The 16896-nt window shown below is 53.3% G+C and carries 16 protein-coding genes and 1 riboswitch; of the genes, 7 read left to right on the top strand and 9 right to left on the bottom strand.

The genetic code is table 11. From position 1 onward, the window contains the following. Nucleotides 1-57: 57 nt before the first annotated feature. The 4 genes from modB to DWX75_RS11290 form a co-directional block, all read right to left on the bottom strand. Nucleotides 58-714 (bottom strand): molybdate ABC transporter permease subunit, encoded by a 657-nt coding sequence (gene modB, locus DWX75_RS11275; protein ID WP_118016412.1) that lies wholly within the window; start codon nt 712-714, stop codon nt 58-60. Nucleotides 715-722: 8 nt separating this feature from the next. After that, entirely contained in the window at nt 723-1766 is a 1044-nt protein-coding gene (locus DWX75_RS11280; RefSeq protein WP_118016413.1) for a sulfate/molybdate ABC transporter ATP-binding protein, read from the bottom strand. Nucleotides 1767-1849: 83 nt separating this feature from the next. Next, entirely contained in the window at nt 1850-2656 is an 807-nt protein-coding gene (gene modA, locus DWX75_RS11285) for a molybdate ABC transporter substrate-binding protein (RefSeq protein WP_118016414.1), read from the bottom strand. 91 nt (nt 2657-2747) lie between these two features. Then, a riboswitch (molybdenum cofactor riboswitch) is annotated at nt 2748-2881 on the bottom strand. A gap of 466 nt (nt 2882-3347) precedes the next feature. Next, the gene (locus DWX75_RS11290) at nt 3348-6470 is read right to left on the bottom strand and encodes a CFI-box-CTERM domain-containing protein (RefSeq protein ID WP_233519595.1); all 3123 of its coding nucleotides are present in this window, start codon (nt 6468-6470) and stop codon (nt 3348-3350) included. 180 nt (nt 6471-6650) lie between these two features. On the opposite strand from DWX75_RS11290, the gene DWX75_RS11295 reads away from it, so the two are divergent. Together DWX75_RS11295 and DWX75_RS11300 are read left to right on the top strand one after the other, a co-directional pair. Beyond that, nucleotides 6651-6911: a type II toxin-antitoxin system RelB/DinJ family antitoxin gene (locus tag DWX75_RS11295; protein WP_118016416.1), complete on the top strand. Its 261-nt coding sequence runs from the start codon at nt 6651-6653 to the stop codon at nt 6909-6911. Continuing rightward, nucleotides 6911-7192, top strand: a complete 282-nt coding sequence (locus DWX75_RS11300; protein WP_118016426.1) for a type II toxin-antitoxin system YafQ family toxin — start codon at nt 6911-6913, stop codon at nt 7190-7192. The genes DWX75_RS11295 and DWX75_RS11300 overlap by 1 nt, the downstream gene beginning before the upstream one ends. Before the next feature lie 123 nt (nt 7193-7315). Here the strand turns inward: DWX75_RS11300 and DWX75_RS12370 are convergent, their stop codons facing one another. Both DWX75_RS12370 and DWX75_RS11310 read right to left on the bottom strand, forming a co-directional pair. Further along, complete coding sequence (locus tag DWX75_RS12370; RefSeq protein WP_118016417.1) at nt 7316-7558, bottom strand: tetratricopeptide repeat protein; 243 nt, start codon at nt 7556-7558, stop codon at nt 7316-7318. A 136-nt stretch (nt 7559-7694) separates the two neighbouring features. Continuing rightward, complete coding sequence (locus DWX75_RS11310; RefSeq protein ID WP_118016418.1) at nt 7695-8228, bottom strand: hypothetical protein; 534 nt, start codon at nt 8226-8228, stop codon at nt 7695-7697. A gap of 22 nt (nt 8229-8250) precedes the next feature. Between DWX75_RS11310 and DWX75_RS11315 the strand changes: the two genes are divergently transcribed. From DWX75_RS11315 to DWX75_RS11325, 3 genes are all read left to right on the top strand, one after another. Next, entirely contained in the window at nt 8251-9396 is a 1146-nt protein-coding gene (locus DWX75_RS11315; RefSeq protein WP_118016419.1) for a sugar diacid recognition domain-containing protein, read from the top strand. A gap of 208 nt (nt 9397-9604) precedes the next feature. Then, entirely contained in the window at nt 9605-10990 is a 1386-nt protein-coding gene (locus tag DWX75_RS11320) for a GntP family permease (protein ID WP_118016420.1), read from the top strand. A 50-nt stretch (nt 10991-11040) separates the two neighbouring features. Continuing rightward, nucleotides 11041-12192, top strand: a complete 1152-nt coding sequence (locus tag DWX75_RS11325; RefSeq protein ID WP_118016421.1) for a glycerate kinase — start codon at nt 11041-11043, stop codon at nt 12190-12192. 235 nt (nt 12193-12427) lie between these two features. Here DWX75_RS11325 and DWX75_RS11330 read toward each other — a convergent pair whose 3' ends face one another. From DWX75_RS11330 to DWX75_RS11340, 3 genes are all read right to left on the bottom strand, one after another. Then, nucleotides 12428-13723, bottom strand: coding sequence for a DUF6056 family protein (locus DWX75_RS11330; protein WP_147671604.1), 1296 nt, complete (start codon nt 13721-13723; stop codon nt 12428-12430). Nucleotides 13724-13820: 97 nt separating this feature from the next. Next, a complete protein-coding gene (locus DWX75_RS11335; protein WP_369974352.1) occupies nt 13821-14759 on the bottom strand; it encodes a glycosyltransferase family 2 protein in 939 nt (312 codons plus the stop codon). A gap of 311 nt (nt 14760-15070) precedes the next feature. Further along, complete coding sequence (locus DWX75_RS11340) at nt 15071-15358, bottom strand: hypothetical protein (protein WP_233519594.1); 288 nt, start codon at nt 15356-15358, stop codon at nt 15071-15073. Nucleotides 15359-15779: 421 nt separating this feature from the next. Between DWX75_RS11340 and DWX75_RS11345 the strand changes: the two genes are divergently transcribed. Both DWX75_RS11345 and DWX75_RS11350 read left to right on the top strand, forming a co-directional pair. Continuing rightward, nucleotides 15780-15992: a hypothetical protein gene (locus tag DWX75_RS11345; RefSeq protein ID WP_118016424.1), complete on the top strand. Its 213-nt coding sequence runs from the start codon at nt 15780-15782 to the stop codon at nt 15990-15992. An 18-nt stretch (nt 15993-16010) separates the two neighbouring features. After that, entirely contained in the window at nt 16011-16667 is a 657-nt protein-coding gene (locus DWX75_RS11350; RefSeq protein WP_118016425.1) for a hypothetical protein, read from the top strand. Nucleotides 16668-16896: the final 229 nt, after the last annotated feature.

Here is a 16896-nt window from a genome sequence, read left to right on the forward strand (position 1 = left end):
TTTCACAAAGGCGCTATTTCCTAATTACAGGAATGCTCCTTATCTAAAACACACGCTTCAGCGCCCGCGCCGGCGGGACAGCCAGGCATTCATGGCCACCACGAACACCAGCGAAAAGATCACCAGACAGACGGCCCACTGGAAGGCCAGATCGTAATCATTGGCCTGCACGGCCGCGTAAATGGCCGTGGACATGGTCTGGGTCACGCCGGGGATATTGCCGGCGAACATGATCGTCGCGCCGAATTCCCCGAGCGCCCGGGTAAAGGACAGCACCACGCCCGCGAGGATGCCCTGCCGGGCATTCGGCAGCAGCACATGCCAGAAGATCCGCCACTCGGAAATCCCCAGGGTCCTGGCCGCATAGAGGATATTCTGGTCGAGCTGCTCAAAGGCGCCCCGCGCCGTCCGGTACATGAGCGGCAGGGACACGACGACGGCAGCGATTACCGTTGCCTTCCAGGTGAAGACCAGCGAGACATCGAACTGCAGCAGAAACTGCCCAATCGTGCTGCGCTTGCCGAAGGCCAGCAGCAGGAAGAAGCCGACCACCGTGGGCGGCAGCACCATGGGCAGCGTCAATATTGCATCGGCCACCCCCTGCCCGTGCCGCAGCCGCGTGACCCCGTAGGCCGCGCCGATGCCGGCAAAGAAGGTGATGAAGGTGGCGGCAAGGGCCGTCTGCAGCGTTACAATCAGAGGACTCCATTCCATAACACACCTCACCTTTCCAGGAGAATCAGCTGCTCAGGCGGGAAGTACAGATAAAGCTCCCGCCCCGCTACCGACTGCCAGAAATCCTTGTCGACCTCCCAGCGGATGGGCTTCCCCTGGCTCCCTGCCCGGCGCACCATGACCAGATACGAAAAGGTATCCTCGATGACCTTCATGACTTCCATCCGGAAGGTGTTCTCTCCCGGCCCCTGCCGGTACGCGAGGAAATGGGCGCGCAGGCCAACGTACTTCAGCCCCGCGGGCACATCATCCGCCGCCTTTAGGGAAAGATCCCACTCCTCCGCCCGCAGGGTCTTTTCCCCCTCGCGGCGGGCAGAGGAAACGTTCTTGCAGCCGGTCAAAAGCGTCGCCGCCAGCGTCTGCGGCTGATGGAAGAGCTCATGCCGGCCGCTCATGGCCTCAAGGTGTCCCCGGTTCATGACTCCGATACGGCTGGCCAGACGGTATACCTCATTGCGGTCATGCGAGACAAGGATGGCCGCATCGTCATAGCTTTGCAAAAGGTCCATGAGTTCAAGCTCCATCTGCCACTTGAGGAAGCTGTCGAGAGCCGAAAAGGGCTCATCGAGGAGCAGCAGTTCAGCCGCCGAGGACAGGACGCGGGCAAAGGCCGCCCGCTGCTGCTGCCCGCCGGAAAGCTCAGACGGATACGCATCCTCCAGCCCCTGAAGATCAAAGCGTTTCAGGCTGTCCTGCATCTTGGCCCTTTTTTCCGCCTCACTGCCCACCGCGCCAAACAGGATGTTCTCGGCAATGGTCATGTTGGGAAACAGGGCGTAATTCTGGAAGAGGTAGCCCACCCGGCGCCGCTGAGGCGGAAGATTGATGCCCGCCTTACTGTCAAAGAGCGTGCGCCTGTTCAGCACGATGCGCCCTTCATCCGGCCGCTCGATGCCCGCAATGCACTTGAGGGTCATGCTCTTGCCGCAGCCCGAGGCCCCCAAGAGCGCAAAGACTTCATTCTTGACCGCAAAATCCACGCTGAGTTCGTAGTCGCGCAGCCTCTTGCGGATGGAAACATCCAGTTCCATGTGTTCCTCCCTCGACTCTCCTACATCCAGCAAAAACAGGCAAGAAACCGGCCCTGCCGATTCCCTGCCCGTCCGTGCCGTGCTCACTTGCACGTAAAGCCATATTTCTCAAAGATCTTCTTGGCTGCATCCGAGGATGTGAAGGCGAGGAAGTCCTTGGCCTCGTCCGGATGCTTCGTCCCCTTGATAACGGCAGCGGGATAGATGACCGGCTTGTGCGAGCCCGCGGGGGCCTTGGCGGCCACCTTCACCTTATCGGAAACGGCCGCATCCGTGGCATAGACCACGCCGCAGTCAGCATCGCCCGTCTCCGTCCAGGACAGCACCTGACGCACATCGGAGCCGTAGACGGCCTTGGCCTTCACCTGATCCAGGATGCCGAGCTTCTTGAGGACTTCCTCCGTGTACTGCCCGACCGGGACGCCCTTGGGCTCGCCGAGCGCCACATGCTGGATGTCGCTGCGGGTCAGGTTCTCAAAGGACTTTATATCCTTGCCGCCCTCTTTCGGCACCACCAGTACCACTTCATTTTCCAGCAGGTCCTTGCGGGTGCCCTCAACGAGATTGCCGCTGTCCTGCAGGGCATTCATCTGCTTCTGGGCGGCCGAGTAGAAGAGATCCGTCTCTCCGCCGTTCTCGATGGCCTGCTGCAGTGCGCCGCTGCTGCCGAAATTGAACACGAGCTTGACACCGGGATGATCCTTTTCGTAGGTGTCGGCCAGCTCCTTCATCACATCCGTCAGGCTCGCGGCGGCAGCCACGTGCAGCTCCACCGGCTGCGCATCCTTCGCCGGAGCTTTGCCGCTTGCCGGCGCCGACGCCTGCTCCCCGCCGCAGCCCGCCATGAGCAGCATCAGGGCGGATACACACAGGACCAAAAACTTTTTCATACCAAAATCTCCTTTCCGCGTCTTGAGGTAAACACACGCAAAAAAGACTGCCCCTCCGTTATACGCGCAAGGGCAGCCCAAATCCCACAAGACAGGGGTGCACTTCGCTCCTTTTCAAACACGGAAGGCCCGGGGATTTCTCCCCAAACCCTGTGGACGCAATCGCGCCCAGGCTCAGCATCATGGCCAGGCTTTAGATGCTTTCGCTCGGAGGATGTTCTTTTTCGTATTACGTATTATTTTATTACGAAGCCCCGTTTTTGGCTGTGATTTTTGTTACACATAGCGGCAAACTTTATCCTTTGACATTATGGATGATCCGAATTCCTTATATACTATATCGAGTTCTCTATGATATACTAGTTACGTTGCTGCCTCTATGCCGGAAACGGAAAGGAGGTTTGCTTCGTGAGCATAGACGTTTTCTTGATGTCCGTTCTTGCTGGTGTCGTATCGTGTGCCATTTGGTACGGCATTCAGAAATGGTTAGAGCGGTAGCAGCAATACGTTCTAGCCTGTGTGCAGCCAGCTTGGCTTGTCTGAGCTGGCTGTTTTTATACAAAAAAGGCCCTAGGGGTGTGCCACCCTAGGGCCTTCGTCTACTTCCATAGACGTTTTCTTGATCAAGCTTAGTATATCATATTACATAGTCTGATGCAAAGTTTTTCTCGGTGAAAGATTTGCCCTTCAGTCAATAAACGTTTCGGTAGTATTTGGTTTTTAACGTGCGAACCATTGCGATATATCGTACCCTGCAGGCTTTATATTCGCCCTGTTCCAGATGCCTGAGGCACGGGGAAAGATACTGCCGCCAGATCTGCCGGTAGATGTCAGCAGCATGTGCCAGTCTGTCGATGCGGCTCACGATAGCCGGTGCGATTGCATAGTATTCGGCGATCAGGGCCTCCCCATCCGGCTGCTTCGTCAGCCAGTTGTCGCGGAACCGGCGGAACATCGTCAGCTCATAGCAGTCGTCGGGCTTGTCAAAGCTCTGACATACAGCCGTCGTGATAAAGCATCCCGAAGACTTCTTTTTCGTTTCAACATCCGTTTTGGCAGCGGGATTGGATAATTTTCCCTGCAGCCGTGCCAGGTTTTCTTTGGCAGTATCACTCCCCTGCTCCATTGCTTTTTGATACCATTTCATGGCTTCTTGATCATCCTGCTTCACACCCAGGCCATTCGCATACAAATTACCGATGCTGTTCAGGGCAAAAGCGTTGCCTTGCTCTGCTGCTTTTACGTACCAGCTCATGGCCTCTTCATAGTCTTGCTCTACGCCTTGACCATCGTAAAACAAATTGCCGATATTGTTTTGAGCCGCATCACTGCCCTGTTTTGCTGCTTTTTGATACCATTTCATGGCTTCTTTGCAGTCTTTTTTTACCCCGTGTCCATAATGATACAGATAACCGATATTATTTTGGGCAGCGGCATTGCCCTGCGCGGCGGCCTTCTGATACCACTTCATGGCCTCACCATAATCTTGTTTTACCCCTAGGCCCTGATCATACAAATACCCGATATCCTGTTGAGCAGGCGCATCGCCTTGAGCAGCGGCCTTTTGATACCACTTCATGGCTTCTTGATAATCTTGCTTCACTCCTCGGCCATTATAATACAAATTGCCAATGCTTTCTAAAGCAAAACCATTATCCTGAGCGGCTGCCTTCCGATACCATTTCATGGCTTCTTTGTAGTCTTGCTCTACTCCTTGCCCCCAATAATATAGATTGCCAATATTATTTTGAGCAGCAGTATTGCCTTGGGCGGCGGCCTTTTGATACCACTTCATGGCCTCTTGATAATCCCGTTCCACGCCTTGGCCCTGATCATACAGATAGCCAATCCAGTTTTGTGCAGCAGCATCGCCCTGGTCTGCTGCTTTTCGGTACCAGCTCATGGCTTTCGGATAATCTTGTTCCACGCCCCTTCCCCAATAATATAAAAGGCCAAGCCAATAGAAAGCAGAAGTGTCACCTTGGGCGGCAGCCTTCTGGTACCACTTCATGGCCTCTTTGTAGTCCTGCTTCACGCCACGACCATTATCGTACAGATAACCGATCCAGGTTTGAGAAGCAGCATTGCCTTGTCGTGCCGCTTTCTGGAACCACTTCATCGCCTCTTCATAATTTCGTTCGACGCCCCGCCCGTAATAGTACGAACAGCCGATATTATTTTGCGCGGCAGCGTCGCCCTGTTCTGCGGCCTTCCAGTACCACGTCGCGGCCTTTTTATTGTCTTGGGCCACGCCTTGTCCATGATCATACGCGTAACCAATCTGAAATTGAGCATCCGCATTGCCCTGGCCTGCCGCCTGCCAATACCAGCGGAACGCTTCCTGCTCATCCTTTTTAGCATCGATGCCCTGGCGATAGCGTTCCCCCAGCGCGAGCTGTGCTTCCAGCGAGCCCCGTGCTGCCGCTTTCTTGTAAAGTTGCAGGCCTTTGCGGATACTCTTCGGGACGCCCTGTCCCTCAAGATACATCTCGCCAAGCCGAAGCAGCTCTTTGACGGATTCGTCCGGCACGGCAAATTTCTCTGACCGTTCCTGCGGCCGTTCCTTTGTTTGCTTTCCTTTGTGGCCATGAGCATGAAGCTCGTCATAAAATACGCCGAATTCCTTATCCCACAGGAGGAAGGATTTCTTGTCGCCTTCGAACAGCCCGAATATCCGGTACGGACGATTCCCGGCGCAGATGTTCCTGGCGACATCCCGGTCGAGTTTCAGGCGGATGCTCGGCGACGTGAGCTTTTCTTTCACGTAAGCGAACGGCTTTACGGCAAAGGTCAGCAGCTGCGTGTGGATGTCGTAGCTGTTGCGGTCCGGCATACAGAGGCCCAGGGGAAGGACGGGCATCTTTTCCATGCGGTCCTGCAAATCGCGTTCCGTTTCATACGGAAATTTCTCCCAGCAGACGGGGTGCATGGGGATTTCTTCCGTGCCGTGCTTCAGTGCGATGGTGCTGTAATTGCAGTAGACTTTCTTGTCGAAAACGCGCAGGCCGCCCACGAGTTCATCGTCGACGACGTCATGACCCGTGATGTTCTCGGCATAAAAAGCACGGATATTGTTGGAGAAGTGGATCCTGTCGTTGCGGTCGATGTGGTGCAGCGGGAAGACGATCTTCGTGTAGCCGTCCTGCCGTCTGGCGTCGAGGATCGCGTAGCCCAGATGGACCTTCGGCATGGCGGCAATCCGCCTCGCATATTCTTCGTCCGTCTCAAATACGTCCTGCGTGAGTTCATCCGTTTCCTGGTTCTTTTCCATCTGGCGGGAAAAGTCCCCGTCGATCTGCAGGGGATCGATGCTGTTCGAGAAGATGTCCTGCGCCGCCCCCGCTGCAGCCGGGTTCCCGTCTTCCGATGCCTCATTGCTCAGGTACTGCTTCACCAGCCCCATATCGGAGGTCTCAAACGCCGCCAGTTCATAGCGGCGCTTTTTGAAAGAAATCGCATACCACAGGGTTATCTCAAACAGAGCATCCAGGCAGCTTTTTCTGTCCGCTGCCGCAATCTCATTTCCCTCATGGACGCCGAGATTCGAGACGCGCCGGACCTGATGGAACAGCCTGCTGCGCTTGGCATCGAGTATCCCCAGGTCGTTGAGCTCATTGATATTGCTGAACAGGTCCCGCTGCGTCGCCCCGAGGTCCTTGGCCATATGTTCAAGCGCCATTCTCGCCTTCAATAAAGCAGTATGGGCATCGGCCGTCTGGCCGGCTTCGTCACAAAGCGCAAAGAGCCCGGGGAAATTCCCCTGCAGAAACTGGAATCGGGATTCGGTCATTTTGTCACATCCTATCGCGTACATATTAATCAAATATTAATTCGACAAGTGCGTCGGATATCCTGCTTTCTGTCTTCGTTCCTGGGCGCTCCCCCACGCTCACGGCTCAGTCCATTTCTCTAAGATCTTGACACATGCTTAGCTTTGTATATTCTTGTCATTACAATGTAATTGCGATATAATATAAGCATGGAGGTGAATGATATGTCTACAGCTTTATTGCAGGTACGTGTCGACGAGGCTTTGAAGCATCGTGTCGACCAGAGATTGAAACGGATGGGCTTGACGACGAGCGGGGCCGTAAATCTGCTGCTCCATCAGATTGATATTCAGGGGAAAATCCCCTTTGATATCGTGGATCGTCCGAATGATTTGCATCAGGCCGTTCGTGACATCAATGACGGTGTCGGATTAAGCAAGGTGTATCATGATACGGATACACTCTATAAGGATTTGGGCATATGATGCTGGAGATTCAGTTCTACACGCAGTTCAAACGCGACGTCAAACGGGCTAAGAAGCGCCACATGGACATGTCGCTATTGAAGTACGTGATTGACAAGCTTCAAGCCTGTGAGCCGCTGGAAGAGAAATATCGCGATCATGCGCTCGGGGGTGAATATGCCGGCTTTCGAGAGTGCCATATCCAGCCAGACTGGCTGCTGGTATACAAAATCATAGAAGAACGGTTGATTTTAGTATTGGCCAGAACGGGTACACATAGCGATGTGTTTAAAGGCTATTAAATTAAAAAGGAGATGTCTTCATGGGCATCTCCTTTTGTGTTTAGGGGGAAAATGCTCTGGACCCTTTGGACCGTTAGCGGATAAAGACAGCAGAAAACGGAGCCTGCTCCTTAGAGCATCCTGTTAATTCTTTTGTTGTTCATTTAATATTTTTACTATATTACTTTGCGAAAGAGCATCGCCTTGGTTCGCAGCTTTCCGGTACCACGTTATAGCCTGTTCATAGTCTTGTTTCACACCTCGTCCATGATCATACGAGTAACCAATCCAATATTGTGCATCCATATTGCCCTGGTTTGCCGCCTGCAAATACCAGTGAAATGCCTCTTGCTCACTTTCTCTACACCAATGCCCTGGCAATAGCAATTACCTAAAGCGAGTTGTGCTTTCAGTGATCCTTTTTCTGCCGCTTTCTTATAGTTATGAATACTATTCGGATTCTGTTCGTTATAAAATACGCCGAGTTCCTTATCCCACAAAATGAAAGATGTCTTATCACCTTTCAGTTGCCCGAATATCCGCGGTATGGACGATTCCAGGTACAGATTTTCCTAGCGGCATCACGATTAAACTTCAATGTAATACTTGGAGACGTGAGTTTTTCTTTCACATAAGCAAACGGCTTTATGGCAAAGGTCAGCAGCTGCGTGTGGATATCGTAGCTGTTGCGGTCCGGCAGGCAGAGGCCCAGGGGCAGGACAGGCATCTTTTCAATACGGTCCTGCAAATCGCGTTCCGTTTCATACGGGAATTTCTCCCAGCAGACGGGGTGCATGGTGATTTCTTCCGTGCCGTGCTTCAGCGCGATGGTATTGTAATCGCAGTAGACCGTCTTGTCGAAAACGCGCAGGCCGCCCACGAGTTCATCGTCAACGACGTCGTGACCCGTGATGTCCTCAGCGTAGAAGACCCGGATATTGTTGGAAAAGTGGATTCTGTCGTTGCGGTCGACCTGCCTTCGTTTCCTCTGCGCGGCTGTTCCGGCAGGAAAAATGTGCTGGCTGTAGAATGTATGGAAAAGAGATACGTCGAACAAGCGGTGAAAGCAGGGATTATCTATGGAACTTCAGGAGCAGCAGGCGCACGCAATCGTGCAGGAAATCAACACGGTCCTGCCGCAGAAAATCAATCTGATGAACAAGGAAGGGATCATCATCGCGAGCACGGACCCGGAGCGCGTCCAGACCTTCCATGGCGCGGCGGCCCGCATTATAAGGGACAATCTCGATGAGCTGCGCATCTATCGGGATGACGAGTACCCCGGCGCGCGGCCCGGCACGAATTTCATGCTGCAGGTCGAGGGTGAGCCGATCGGCGTGCTCGGCATCACGGGGCCATATGAGAGCATCCTGCCGCTCGCGAATGTCATCCGCAAGATGACGGAGCTGCTCGTGCACGAGCAGGAGTATCAGCGCCTGCAGAACCATTTGCAGCAGCAGCGTCAGCTTTTCCTGCGCGAGCTCCTGGACCACAGCGAGACGTTTCTCTCCAAAGAGCAGATTGAACGCGGCCATATGCTCGACATCGACCTCAGCGTGCCGCGCCGCATCGTCGTGGCGGATTTTGAGGAGATACCGGACCCGGGCCGCGCGAATGATATCTTTTCGCAGCTTGAGATGGAGGCACAGCGCCTCGATGCGGCCTGCTGCACGCTCGCGACGAGCCAGATGATCGTATTCCTGACGGACATCCGCTCACAGGAGCAGCTGCGTGCCTTTGCCAGGAGGCTCCTGGCCTGTGCGCAGAGCCGTGGCGCCGAGCTCTGCCTCGGGCTGGACTCCCCTGCCGCCGACAACACGAAGCTCCGGCAGGCCTTCGAGCAGGCGCGCAAGGCCCTCTATTCGTGCCACCGCAAGGGGACGGTGCGCATCAAGGGGTACGATGAAATCAACATGGAGATTTTCGCCGACCTCATCCCGCTGACGGCCAAGCGCGAGTATGTCAGGAAGATTTTCCACGGCTATTCGCCGCTTGAGCTCGCCGACGTCATCCATACCCTGGAATGCTTTTTCGAGCATGACGGCTCGATCACGCAGACGGCCGCGGCGCTCTACATCCACAAGAACACGCTACAGCAGCATCTCAAAAAGATCGCGGCGCGCACGGGCTATGACCCGCGTTCGCTGCGCTGCAGCGCGGTGTTCTACGTCGTCCTCTACTTCTATCAGGATCTGCATCTCGCAGGCTTCCATGAAGACAGCTGACTGGACGGCAAAAAACAGAAAAGCACAGCAGACGCGCAGAACACCACCGAACACATCATCTTTCAATGGTACCATATACATAAATGTCACATAATATATGGTATCTGTACTATACAACCTCCTCGTTTTCACGTGCTATACTATATATGAAATTAATTATAGCATGCATACAATAAATGGTATGCGCATTGTTAAAGGAGGTTTTATCATGACAGGAATACCCCTTCTGATCACATTCTTCCTCGCCATTGTCCTAATGATTGTTGCGATTTCCAAATGGAAAATCCATCCGTTCCTTTCGCTGATGGGTACGTCGCTCCTGCTGGCCATCGTCGTGGGCCTGCCGCTCGCCAAGATCCCGGGCATCATCGGCGCCGGCTTCTCGGGCACGTTCGCAAGCATCGGTATCGTCATCATCCTCGGCGCCTTGATTGGCCTGATCCTTGAGCGCACGGGCGCGGCCATCCGGCTGGCCGATGTCGTCATCCGCTGCGTCGGTGAGAAGCACCCGCAGCTCGCGATGATGCTCATGGGCTGGATCGTCTCGATTCCGGTCTTCTGCGACAGCGGCTTCGTTATCCTGAACCCGATCCGCAAGGCCATCTGCAAGAAAATCAAGGGCATCAGCCCCGTCGGCATGGCCGTTGCCCTCTCGGGCGGCCTCTACACCTCGCACGTCTTCATCCCGCCGACGCCGGGCCCGATCGCCGCGGCCGGCTCCCTAGGCGTTGCCGACAATCTGGCGGCCGTCATCCTCGTCGGTGTCTGCGTCTCCATCCCGGCTTTGCTGGCCGTTTACTTCTTCTCGCTGCACATCGCCAAGAAAAACATCCCCGTCAAGGAAACGAGTGAGGAGGATGCAGCGGCCGAGAAGGATTACGATGAACTCGTCAAGAGCTTCGGCAAACTGCCGGGCGCAGCTTCTTCGTTCGCCCCGATTGTCGTCCCAATCCTGCTCATGGCACTCGGCTCCATCGTCACGATGGCCGGCATGCAGGGCGTCATGGCCACGGGCATCAAGTTCCTCGGCACGCCAATCATCGCACTGACGGTTGGCCTGTTCTTCGCCGTGTACCTTCTGGTCGCCACGGGCAAGATGAAGGATTTCTACGATGTCACGGATGAGACGATGAAGACCGTCGGCCCTATCCTCTTCATCACGGCCGCCGGCGGCGTGCTCGGCAAGGTCATCACGGCGGCGGGCTTCGTCGAATTCATGAAGGCCAACGCCGATTTCCTCGCGAGTGTCGGCATCTTCTTCCCGTTCTTGATCTCGGCTATCCTCAAGACAGCTCAGGGCTCCTCCACCGTCGCCATCACGACGACGGCCGGCATCATGGGCATGTTCTCCGATTCGGCTTCCATGATGACGGCGCTCGGCCTCAATACGGAAATGGCCGCGCTGCTCACGGTCATGGCCATCGGTGCCGGCGCCATGACGGTATCGCACGCCAACGACAGCTATTTCTGGGTCGTCACGAACTTCACGGGCATGGACCCGCAGGACGGCTACCGCACGCAGACGATGATGACGCTCGTCGTCGGCATTGTCTCGATGCTCGCCATCTTCCTGGCTTCCCTCATCCTGCTCTGATGTTTCGTCGGTGTTTTCAGGTTCGTTCCTGATTCCAAGGAGGGTTGTCTATGAATATCGTGATTTCGATTGATTCGTTCAAGGGCTGCATGTCCTCGATGGATTCCGGCAAGGTTCTGCAGCAGGCCATCCATGACGTTTACCCTGAAGACCATGTCCAGGTGTTCCCGCTGGCCGACGGCGGCGAGGGCACGGTCGACGCGATGACGCAGGGCCTGCACGGCCGCATCGTCGAAGTTCCCGTCACGGGGCCGCTCGGCACGAGAATCACGAGCCGCTACGGCTTTCTGCCGGATACGAAAACAGCAATCATCGAGATGGCCGATGCCTCGGGGCTCACGCTCGTACCGCCAGAGAAGCGCAACCCGCTTCACACGACGACGTTCGGTCTCGGCGAGCTGATTCTCGCGGCCATGGACCACGGCTGCCGTCACTTCATCATCGGCATCGGCGGCAGTGCGACGAACGACTGCGGCCTCGGCATGCTGACGGCGCTCGGCTTCCGCTTCCAAAAGGCCGACGGCAGTCCCGCGGGCATCATGGGCGGTGATCTCGCTGAGGTCGCGTCCCTCGATATGGCGCAGTCCGATGCCCGCCTCAAAGACTGCACGTTTGAGATTGCCTGCGACGTCACGAACCCGCTCTGCGGCGAAGAAGGCTGCTCGCGCGTGTTCGGCCCGCAGAAAGGCGCGACGGAAGCAATCATCCGGCGCATGGACGGCGACATCCACCGCTTTGCGGAACTTGCAGAGAAGCAAAGCGGCATCGAAGGCCAAAAGCTGCCCGGTGCCGGCGCGGCCGGCGGCCTGGGCTTTGCGTTCCACGTGTTCCTGCACGGTGCACTGACGCCAGGCGTCGACCTCATCCTTTCCGCCATCGGCATCGACAAGGCACTCGCCGAAGCGGACCTGCTCGTGACAGGCGAAGGCCGCATGGACCAGCAGACCGCCATGGGCAAGGCCCCGGCCGGCGTCGCCCAGCTCGCCAAGGCCTGCCAGCCCCGCTGCCTGACGGTGGCACTCTGCGGCTGCGCAACGCGCGAAGCTGAACGCGTCAATCAGCACGGCATCGACGCGTATTTCCCGATTCTGCACGCCCCCATGACGCTCGAGGAGGCCATGAGCCGCACGACCACCGAGCAGAATCTCCGCCAGACCATGCAGCAGGTCATGCACCTCATCCATGCCGGCAAACGAGCGTAAAAGCAAAAAATCACCAAAAGCAAAGGGAGGACCCCGTCAACCCAAACAGGTTGAGACGAGATCCTCCCTTTTTCTCATGCTCAAGAACTGCATCCATTTCACAAGCTTGACACCTTCTCCAGCAAGAGCAAAGACCGCAAGAACAGTTAACGCTGCCACACACCGCCCCAACGCAGATAGAACAGCAAAAATGGATCCAGGAATAAGAATTTCAGGTGTGTGAAGTTTAAGTCCGTTACTTTTGAGGATTGACGTGTACACTCTGGATGGTATGCAAGCCAAAAGCATGTGCAACACCCGTATTTAACCAATGCTGATTGTTTTCTTTCGGCTTTATGTCATCCAATCCATACGTCGCGCAGAATTTATTCTTGGGTGTAATCGGATTAACATATACATCCAGATTCCCCTTCTCTTTTTCTGTCCGTATAATCTCTAAATTCTGGTTCCAGGCATTCGCATAATCATTGATACCATCCCGTGCCGTAACATAAAAGATATGCATGCCCAAGCATAAACAAACGAGCAGCATAGCGCGACATTTACGTACGTTAACGGTGTCATTCCAATCATCATACAGCATACCAACGGAGATAATCATAAGAACGACGCATCCCAAGAATGTGCGGGTATAAATCCCCCCGACTACGCTCATGGCAACAGCCGATAGTACGCCAGATATCATGAATACAGAAGACAGGGATTTTTTGGCACTGCGTCCCAGAATAATCAACACAGCAAATAAGAGGATCAGCAACAAGGTTGAGTTGAAATCAAATAAAACGGAAATATTGTGAAAAACATTATGGACTATATGCAAGATGGATTTCGAATGCTTTTCTGCTGCAAACCGTGCGAAATTGCCAGGGGCGAGCCACAAAAGAAGCGTACCGATGACTAGCCCAATCAACCCAGACGTGGCAAAACGTGGTATACTGCCATATTTGTTACGATATATAACCATATAGCAGATTGCCAGAAAAATAAGTGACACGGACACGTTCTCATTTGCCCAGCCGGATAAGACAGCAAGGATAAACAACAGCATCAAGCTGGGAATCCTGTTCAATCCCTTTATTTCCTGATCAAAATATCTCCGCCAAAATGCAAGGTAAAGCAGCGGAATAATGCTCGCCCACATGTAGTTGGCCGTTCCGGATATCCATAAAATATCCTGTCCAAAGGCAGGCAGACAAGCAAACAACAGAAAATTAATCAGCAGGAATAAGGAAGGAGAAGACTTAAATTTTCCTGTGATATTGATATAAATCAAACCGGTAAATGCCAAATAACCAATTGTATTGACGATATCAAATACTCGTTTTGGAATGGATAAAAACAGATAGGCAAACAGCTCGCCCCATATACGTCCGCCCCAGGAAAAATAGAAGCCCCATATATGCTCAAAATACTGTTGGAAGGTATGAAGCTTCTTCGCGCCCTCACCCTTTAAAATGTCATCGACAACCCAAGGCGTAGGCCGATTGAGACGAAACATCAAAACAGCAATAACTACAATCAAGATGGCCATAATAACCACCTTGCATTTCTTATTTTGTGTGAATGAAAAAATATCATTCGCCAATGACTGAATTCGTTCAGAATATGTATGCAACAGATTTATCATCTTATTTTCGCGCCTCCTTCTGGTCAATCATAATTTTCCCATTATAATCTTTTACCAAATAGAGAGGGCGAAATTTGCTTTCATTGAATACCCGGCCCAGATACTCGCCGATGATTCCTAAGAAAAGCAGCTGCACGCCGCCGATGAACAGGATGACTGAGATCAGTGACGGATACCCCGCCACATCACCGCCATAAAGAAGCGTGCGCACGACGATATACACCATGTACAAGATGGCCACAAAGGCCAGGATACAACCGAGAAACGACGCCGCTCGGAGAGGTGCGATTGTAAAACTCGTAATGCCTTCAATCGCCAGATTCATGAGCTTCCAGTAATTCCACTTCGTCTTGCCAGCCGCACGTGCATCGCGGTCGAACAGAATCTCTTTCTTGTTGAAACCAATCCAGCTGAAAAGACCCTTTGTATAACGCTGCGACTCACGCATCAGACGCAGGGCATTGAGGCACTGCTTGTCGAGCAGGCGGAAATCGCCGACATCGGGCTGGATGGGGATATTCGTCAGATGCTGCAAAATGCGGTAAAACGCATGTGACGACCACTTCTTGAAGAATGTCTCCCCTGCGCGGCTGCGGCGTTTGGCACAGATATCATCATAGCCTTTTTCCCACCACGAAATCATCTCCGGGATGAGCGCCGGCGGGTCCTGCAAGTCCGCATCCATGATGACTGCCGCATCGCCCTGCAGGTAATCAATTCCTGCAATCATCGCGATTTCCTTGCCGAAGTTCCGGGACAAATTGATGTACGATACGCGTGCATCCTTCGCACGCAGTTCCCGCATGATGGCAAGTGTCCCATCACGGCTGCCGTCATTCACAAAGACAAACTCAAAATCGTAATCCGGAATCCCCCGAATCACTTCCGACGTCCGCGCATAGAACTGCCGCAGCACCGCTTCCTCATTGTAGCATGGCACCAGAATAGAAATCAGGTGTCTGTCTGTCTGTCTGTCTGTCTGTCTGTCTGTCTGTCTGTCCTGAGTGTACTGGTTTTCTGTCATCTGTCAATCCCCTCCCCCAAAATTCAAACATTATTTTCTCATTATAACATATTCTCGGAGAATTTTGATGCCATTTGCTTCTTACAAGTCTATAGACCTCTTCCGCCTCGCAAGCTTGGCACCTTCTCCAGGGATACCACTGGCATCCCGCGCTTATTTGGTATTCTTCTTGACGAGCCGAAAATATTCCCTGTGTGCACCACTCCCCTTCACGATGTACCCTTTTTTTAGCGAGCCTCGTTGACTTTCGATTTGATTAACTCATCCAAGAGCGCATCTTTGGACATATTCTGATAACTTTCCCAGGATTCTGGCAAGACGGTTTCCGTGTGAATATGGCAGGGATGCTCGTGAGCTTTCTTTGGCGGCAAGTGAGATGTGTCACGATACTCTCGCATATAGCTTCTCGCGGTTTCCGCACTGATGCCATAGATGGAAGCAGCCTCATAGCGAGTGAGTTCGTTGTGGTAGATTTTGCGGCCTATGTCCAGCCGCTCTTCCAGTGTGTATTTCATGGCAAACCTCCTGACTAAAAGGGAAAATGATTCAAAACGGACATTTCTTAGCATTTATGATACGCTTGTACATGTCCATTTTCTACCCCCATAGTGTCCAGTTTTAGTTTACCACTTCATTGGGCGTCCGCATTGTTTTAAGCCTTCCACTCTGGGGAAGGTGGCAGCCGAAGGCTGACAAAAGGGGCTGTTACAGTCCGTAGCATAGGGGCTCGATGAAAACAAGCACAAAAGTCGTGCGTTTCATGACGCTGCGCCATGTGTTTGATTTTCACCGAGCATTGAAGCCGATGCCTGCAGCACCCCCTATCGGCCCTTTGGGCCACTTTCCCCCAGGGGACAGCGTAAGCTCGCATCTGCCGCTCCTGACAATTCTTCATCCAATATGATATAATAAAACAAAAAGAAAGGGTGCCTGTACATGAAGCCGAAACGATCCTACAAAGATTCGCTTTTCCGCCACATCTTCAACGACAAGCGGCGGCTTGCCAACCTCTATGCAGCCTTGACCAGGCGAGATGTTTCGCCGAAGGACATCACGATCACAACATTGCGCGGCGTCTTCTTCAATGACATCAAGAACGATATCAGCTTCCGCATCGGGGACCGCGACATCATCCTCATGGAACATTAGAGCTCCTGGAACCCCAATATGCCGCTGCGCATGCTCTGGTACATCGCCAAGCTCTACAGCCGCCAGCTCAATTCCCTGGAACTCGTCTACCGCTCAAGCCTCATCCATATTCCCGCGCCGGAATTCTACGTCTTCTACAATGGCAGTCAGGATGAACCCGACTATCAGAAGCTCCGCCTTTCCAGCGCCTTCTCCCATGCGGCTGACTCCTTGGAACTTACTGTCAACTGCTACAACATCAACTACTCCACCCAAAATAAGCTTCTCGACTCCTGCTATGAACTGCGCTGTTACAGTATCTTCGTACAGAAAGTCCGTGACGGTATCCGGGACGGACTCGAGCTCAAAACTGCAATCTGTCAGGCCATCACCTATTGCAAGACACACGATATCCTGGCAGACTATTTCCAGAAAAATGAAAGTGAGGTGTTCGATATGGTCAACTTCAAATGGGATCAGAAACGCGCACTCGAAGTCGCAAAAGAAGACGGTATTGCCATCGGCGAAGCACGTGGTGAGGCACGCGGTGAAGCACGTGGTGAGCGCAAGGCCACCATGAAGATAGCGCTGTCTCTCTTAAAGAAGGGCCTTCCCGTTGGCGTCATCACCGATGCGACCAATCTCTCACTCGAAGAAATCCGCAAAATCGCCAAAGACAACGGCCTGGCCTTCTGACCGGTCCAATATGCTCCAGACGCAGAAAAACGAGATGCTTACCAACGGGCATCTCGTTTTTGACTTTCTGCAGCTGTGAAGCTCGTTAGGAAATATTATCTAGGTTGAAATCATCCTATTTTTACGATACAATAAAGAAAGAGGCTTTTAACAGTCAAGATAAAATTGTAAAATAATATAGATATCTTTGGTAAATTGCAAGTTGAAATTGAACAGAAATATAATCAAG

Origin of the sequence: Mitsuokella sp. AF21-1AC, from assembly GCF_003458855.1 — a bacterium.
In the GTDB taxonomy this organism is placed as follows: Bacteria; Bacillota; Negativicutes; order Selenomonadales; family Selenomonadaceae; genus Mitsuokella.

What these genes read in the sequence shown, in the direction of transcription:
- DWX75_RS11325 (WP_118016421.1), top strand. Translation starts at nt 11,041, where the DNA reads ATGAATATCGTGATTTCGATTGATTCGTTCAAGGGCTGCATGTCCTCG.
- DWX75_RS11300 (WP_118016426.1), top strand. Translation starts at nt 6,911, where the DNA reads ATGCTGGAGATTCAGTTCTACACGCAGTTCAAACGCGACGTCAAACGG.
- DWX75_RS11345 (WP_118016424.1), top strand. Translation starts at nt 15,780, where the DNA reads ATGAAGCCGAAACGATCCTACAAAGATTCGCTTTTCCGCCACATCTTC.
- DWX75_RS11295 (WP_118016416.1), top strand. Translation starts at nt 6,651, where the DNA reads ATGTCTACAGCTTTATTGCAGGTACGTGTCGACGAGGCTTTGAAGCAT.
- DWX75_RS11315 (WP_118016419.1), top strand. Translation starts at nt 8,251, where the DNA reads ATGGAACTTCAGGAGCAGCAGGCGCACGCAATCGTGCAGGAAATCAAC.
- DWX75_RS11320 (WP_118016420.1), top strand. Translation starts at nt 9,605, where the DNA reads ATGACAGGAATACCCCTTCTGATCACATTCTTCCTCGCCATTGTCCTA.
- DWX75_RS11280 (WP_118016413.1), bottom strand. Translation starts at nt 1,766, where the DNA reads ATGGAACTGGATGTTTCCATCCGCAAGAGGCTGCGCGACTACGAACTC.
- DWX75_RS11290 (WP_233519595.1), bottom strand. Translation starts at nt 6,470, where the DNA reads ATGTACGCGATAGGATGTGACAAAATGACCGAATCCCGATTCCAGTTT.
- DWX75_RS11350 (WP_118016425.1), top strand. Translation starts at nt 16,011, where the DNA reads ATGCCGCTGCGCATGCTCTGGTACATCGCCAAGCTCTACAGCCGCCAG.
- modA (WP_118016414.1), bottom strand. Translation starts at nt 2,656, where the DNA reads ATGAAAAAGTTTTTGGTCCTGTGTGTATCCGCCCTGATGCTGCTCATG.
- DWX75_RS11330 (WP_147671604.1), bottom strand. Translation starts at nt 13,723, where the DNA reads ATGGCCATCTTGATTGTAGTTATTGCTGTTTTGATGTTTCGTCTCAAT.
- DWX75_RS11340 (WP_233519594.1), bottom strand. Translation starts at nt 15,358, where the DNA reads ATGAAATACACACTGGAAGAGCGGCTGGACATAGGCCGCAAAATCTAC.
- modB (WP_118016412.1), bottom strand. Translation starts at nt 714, where the DNA reads ATGGAATGGAGTCCTCTGATTGTAACGCTGCAGACGGCCCTTGCCGCC.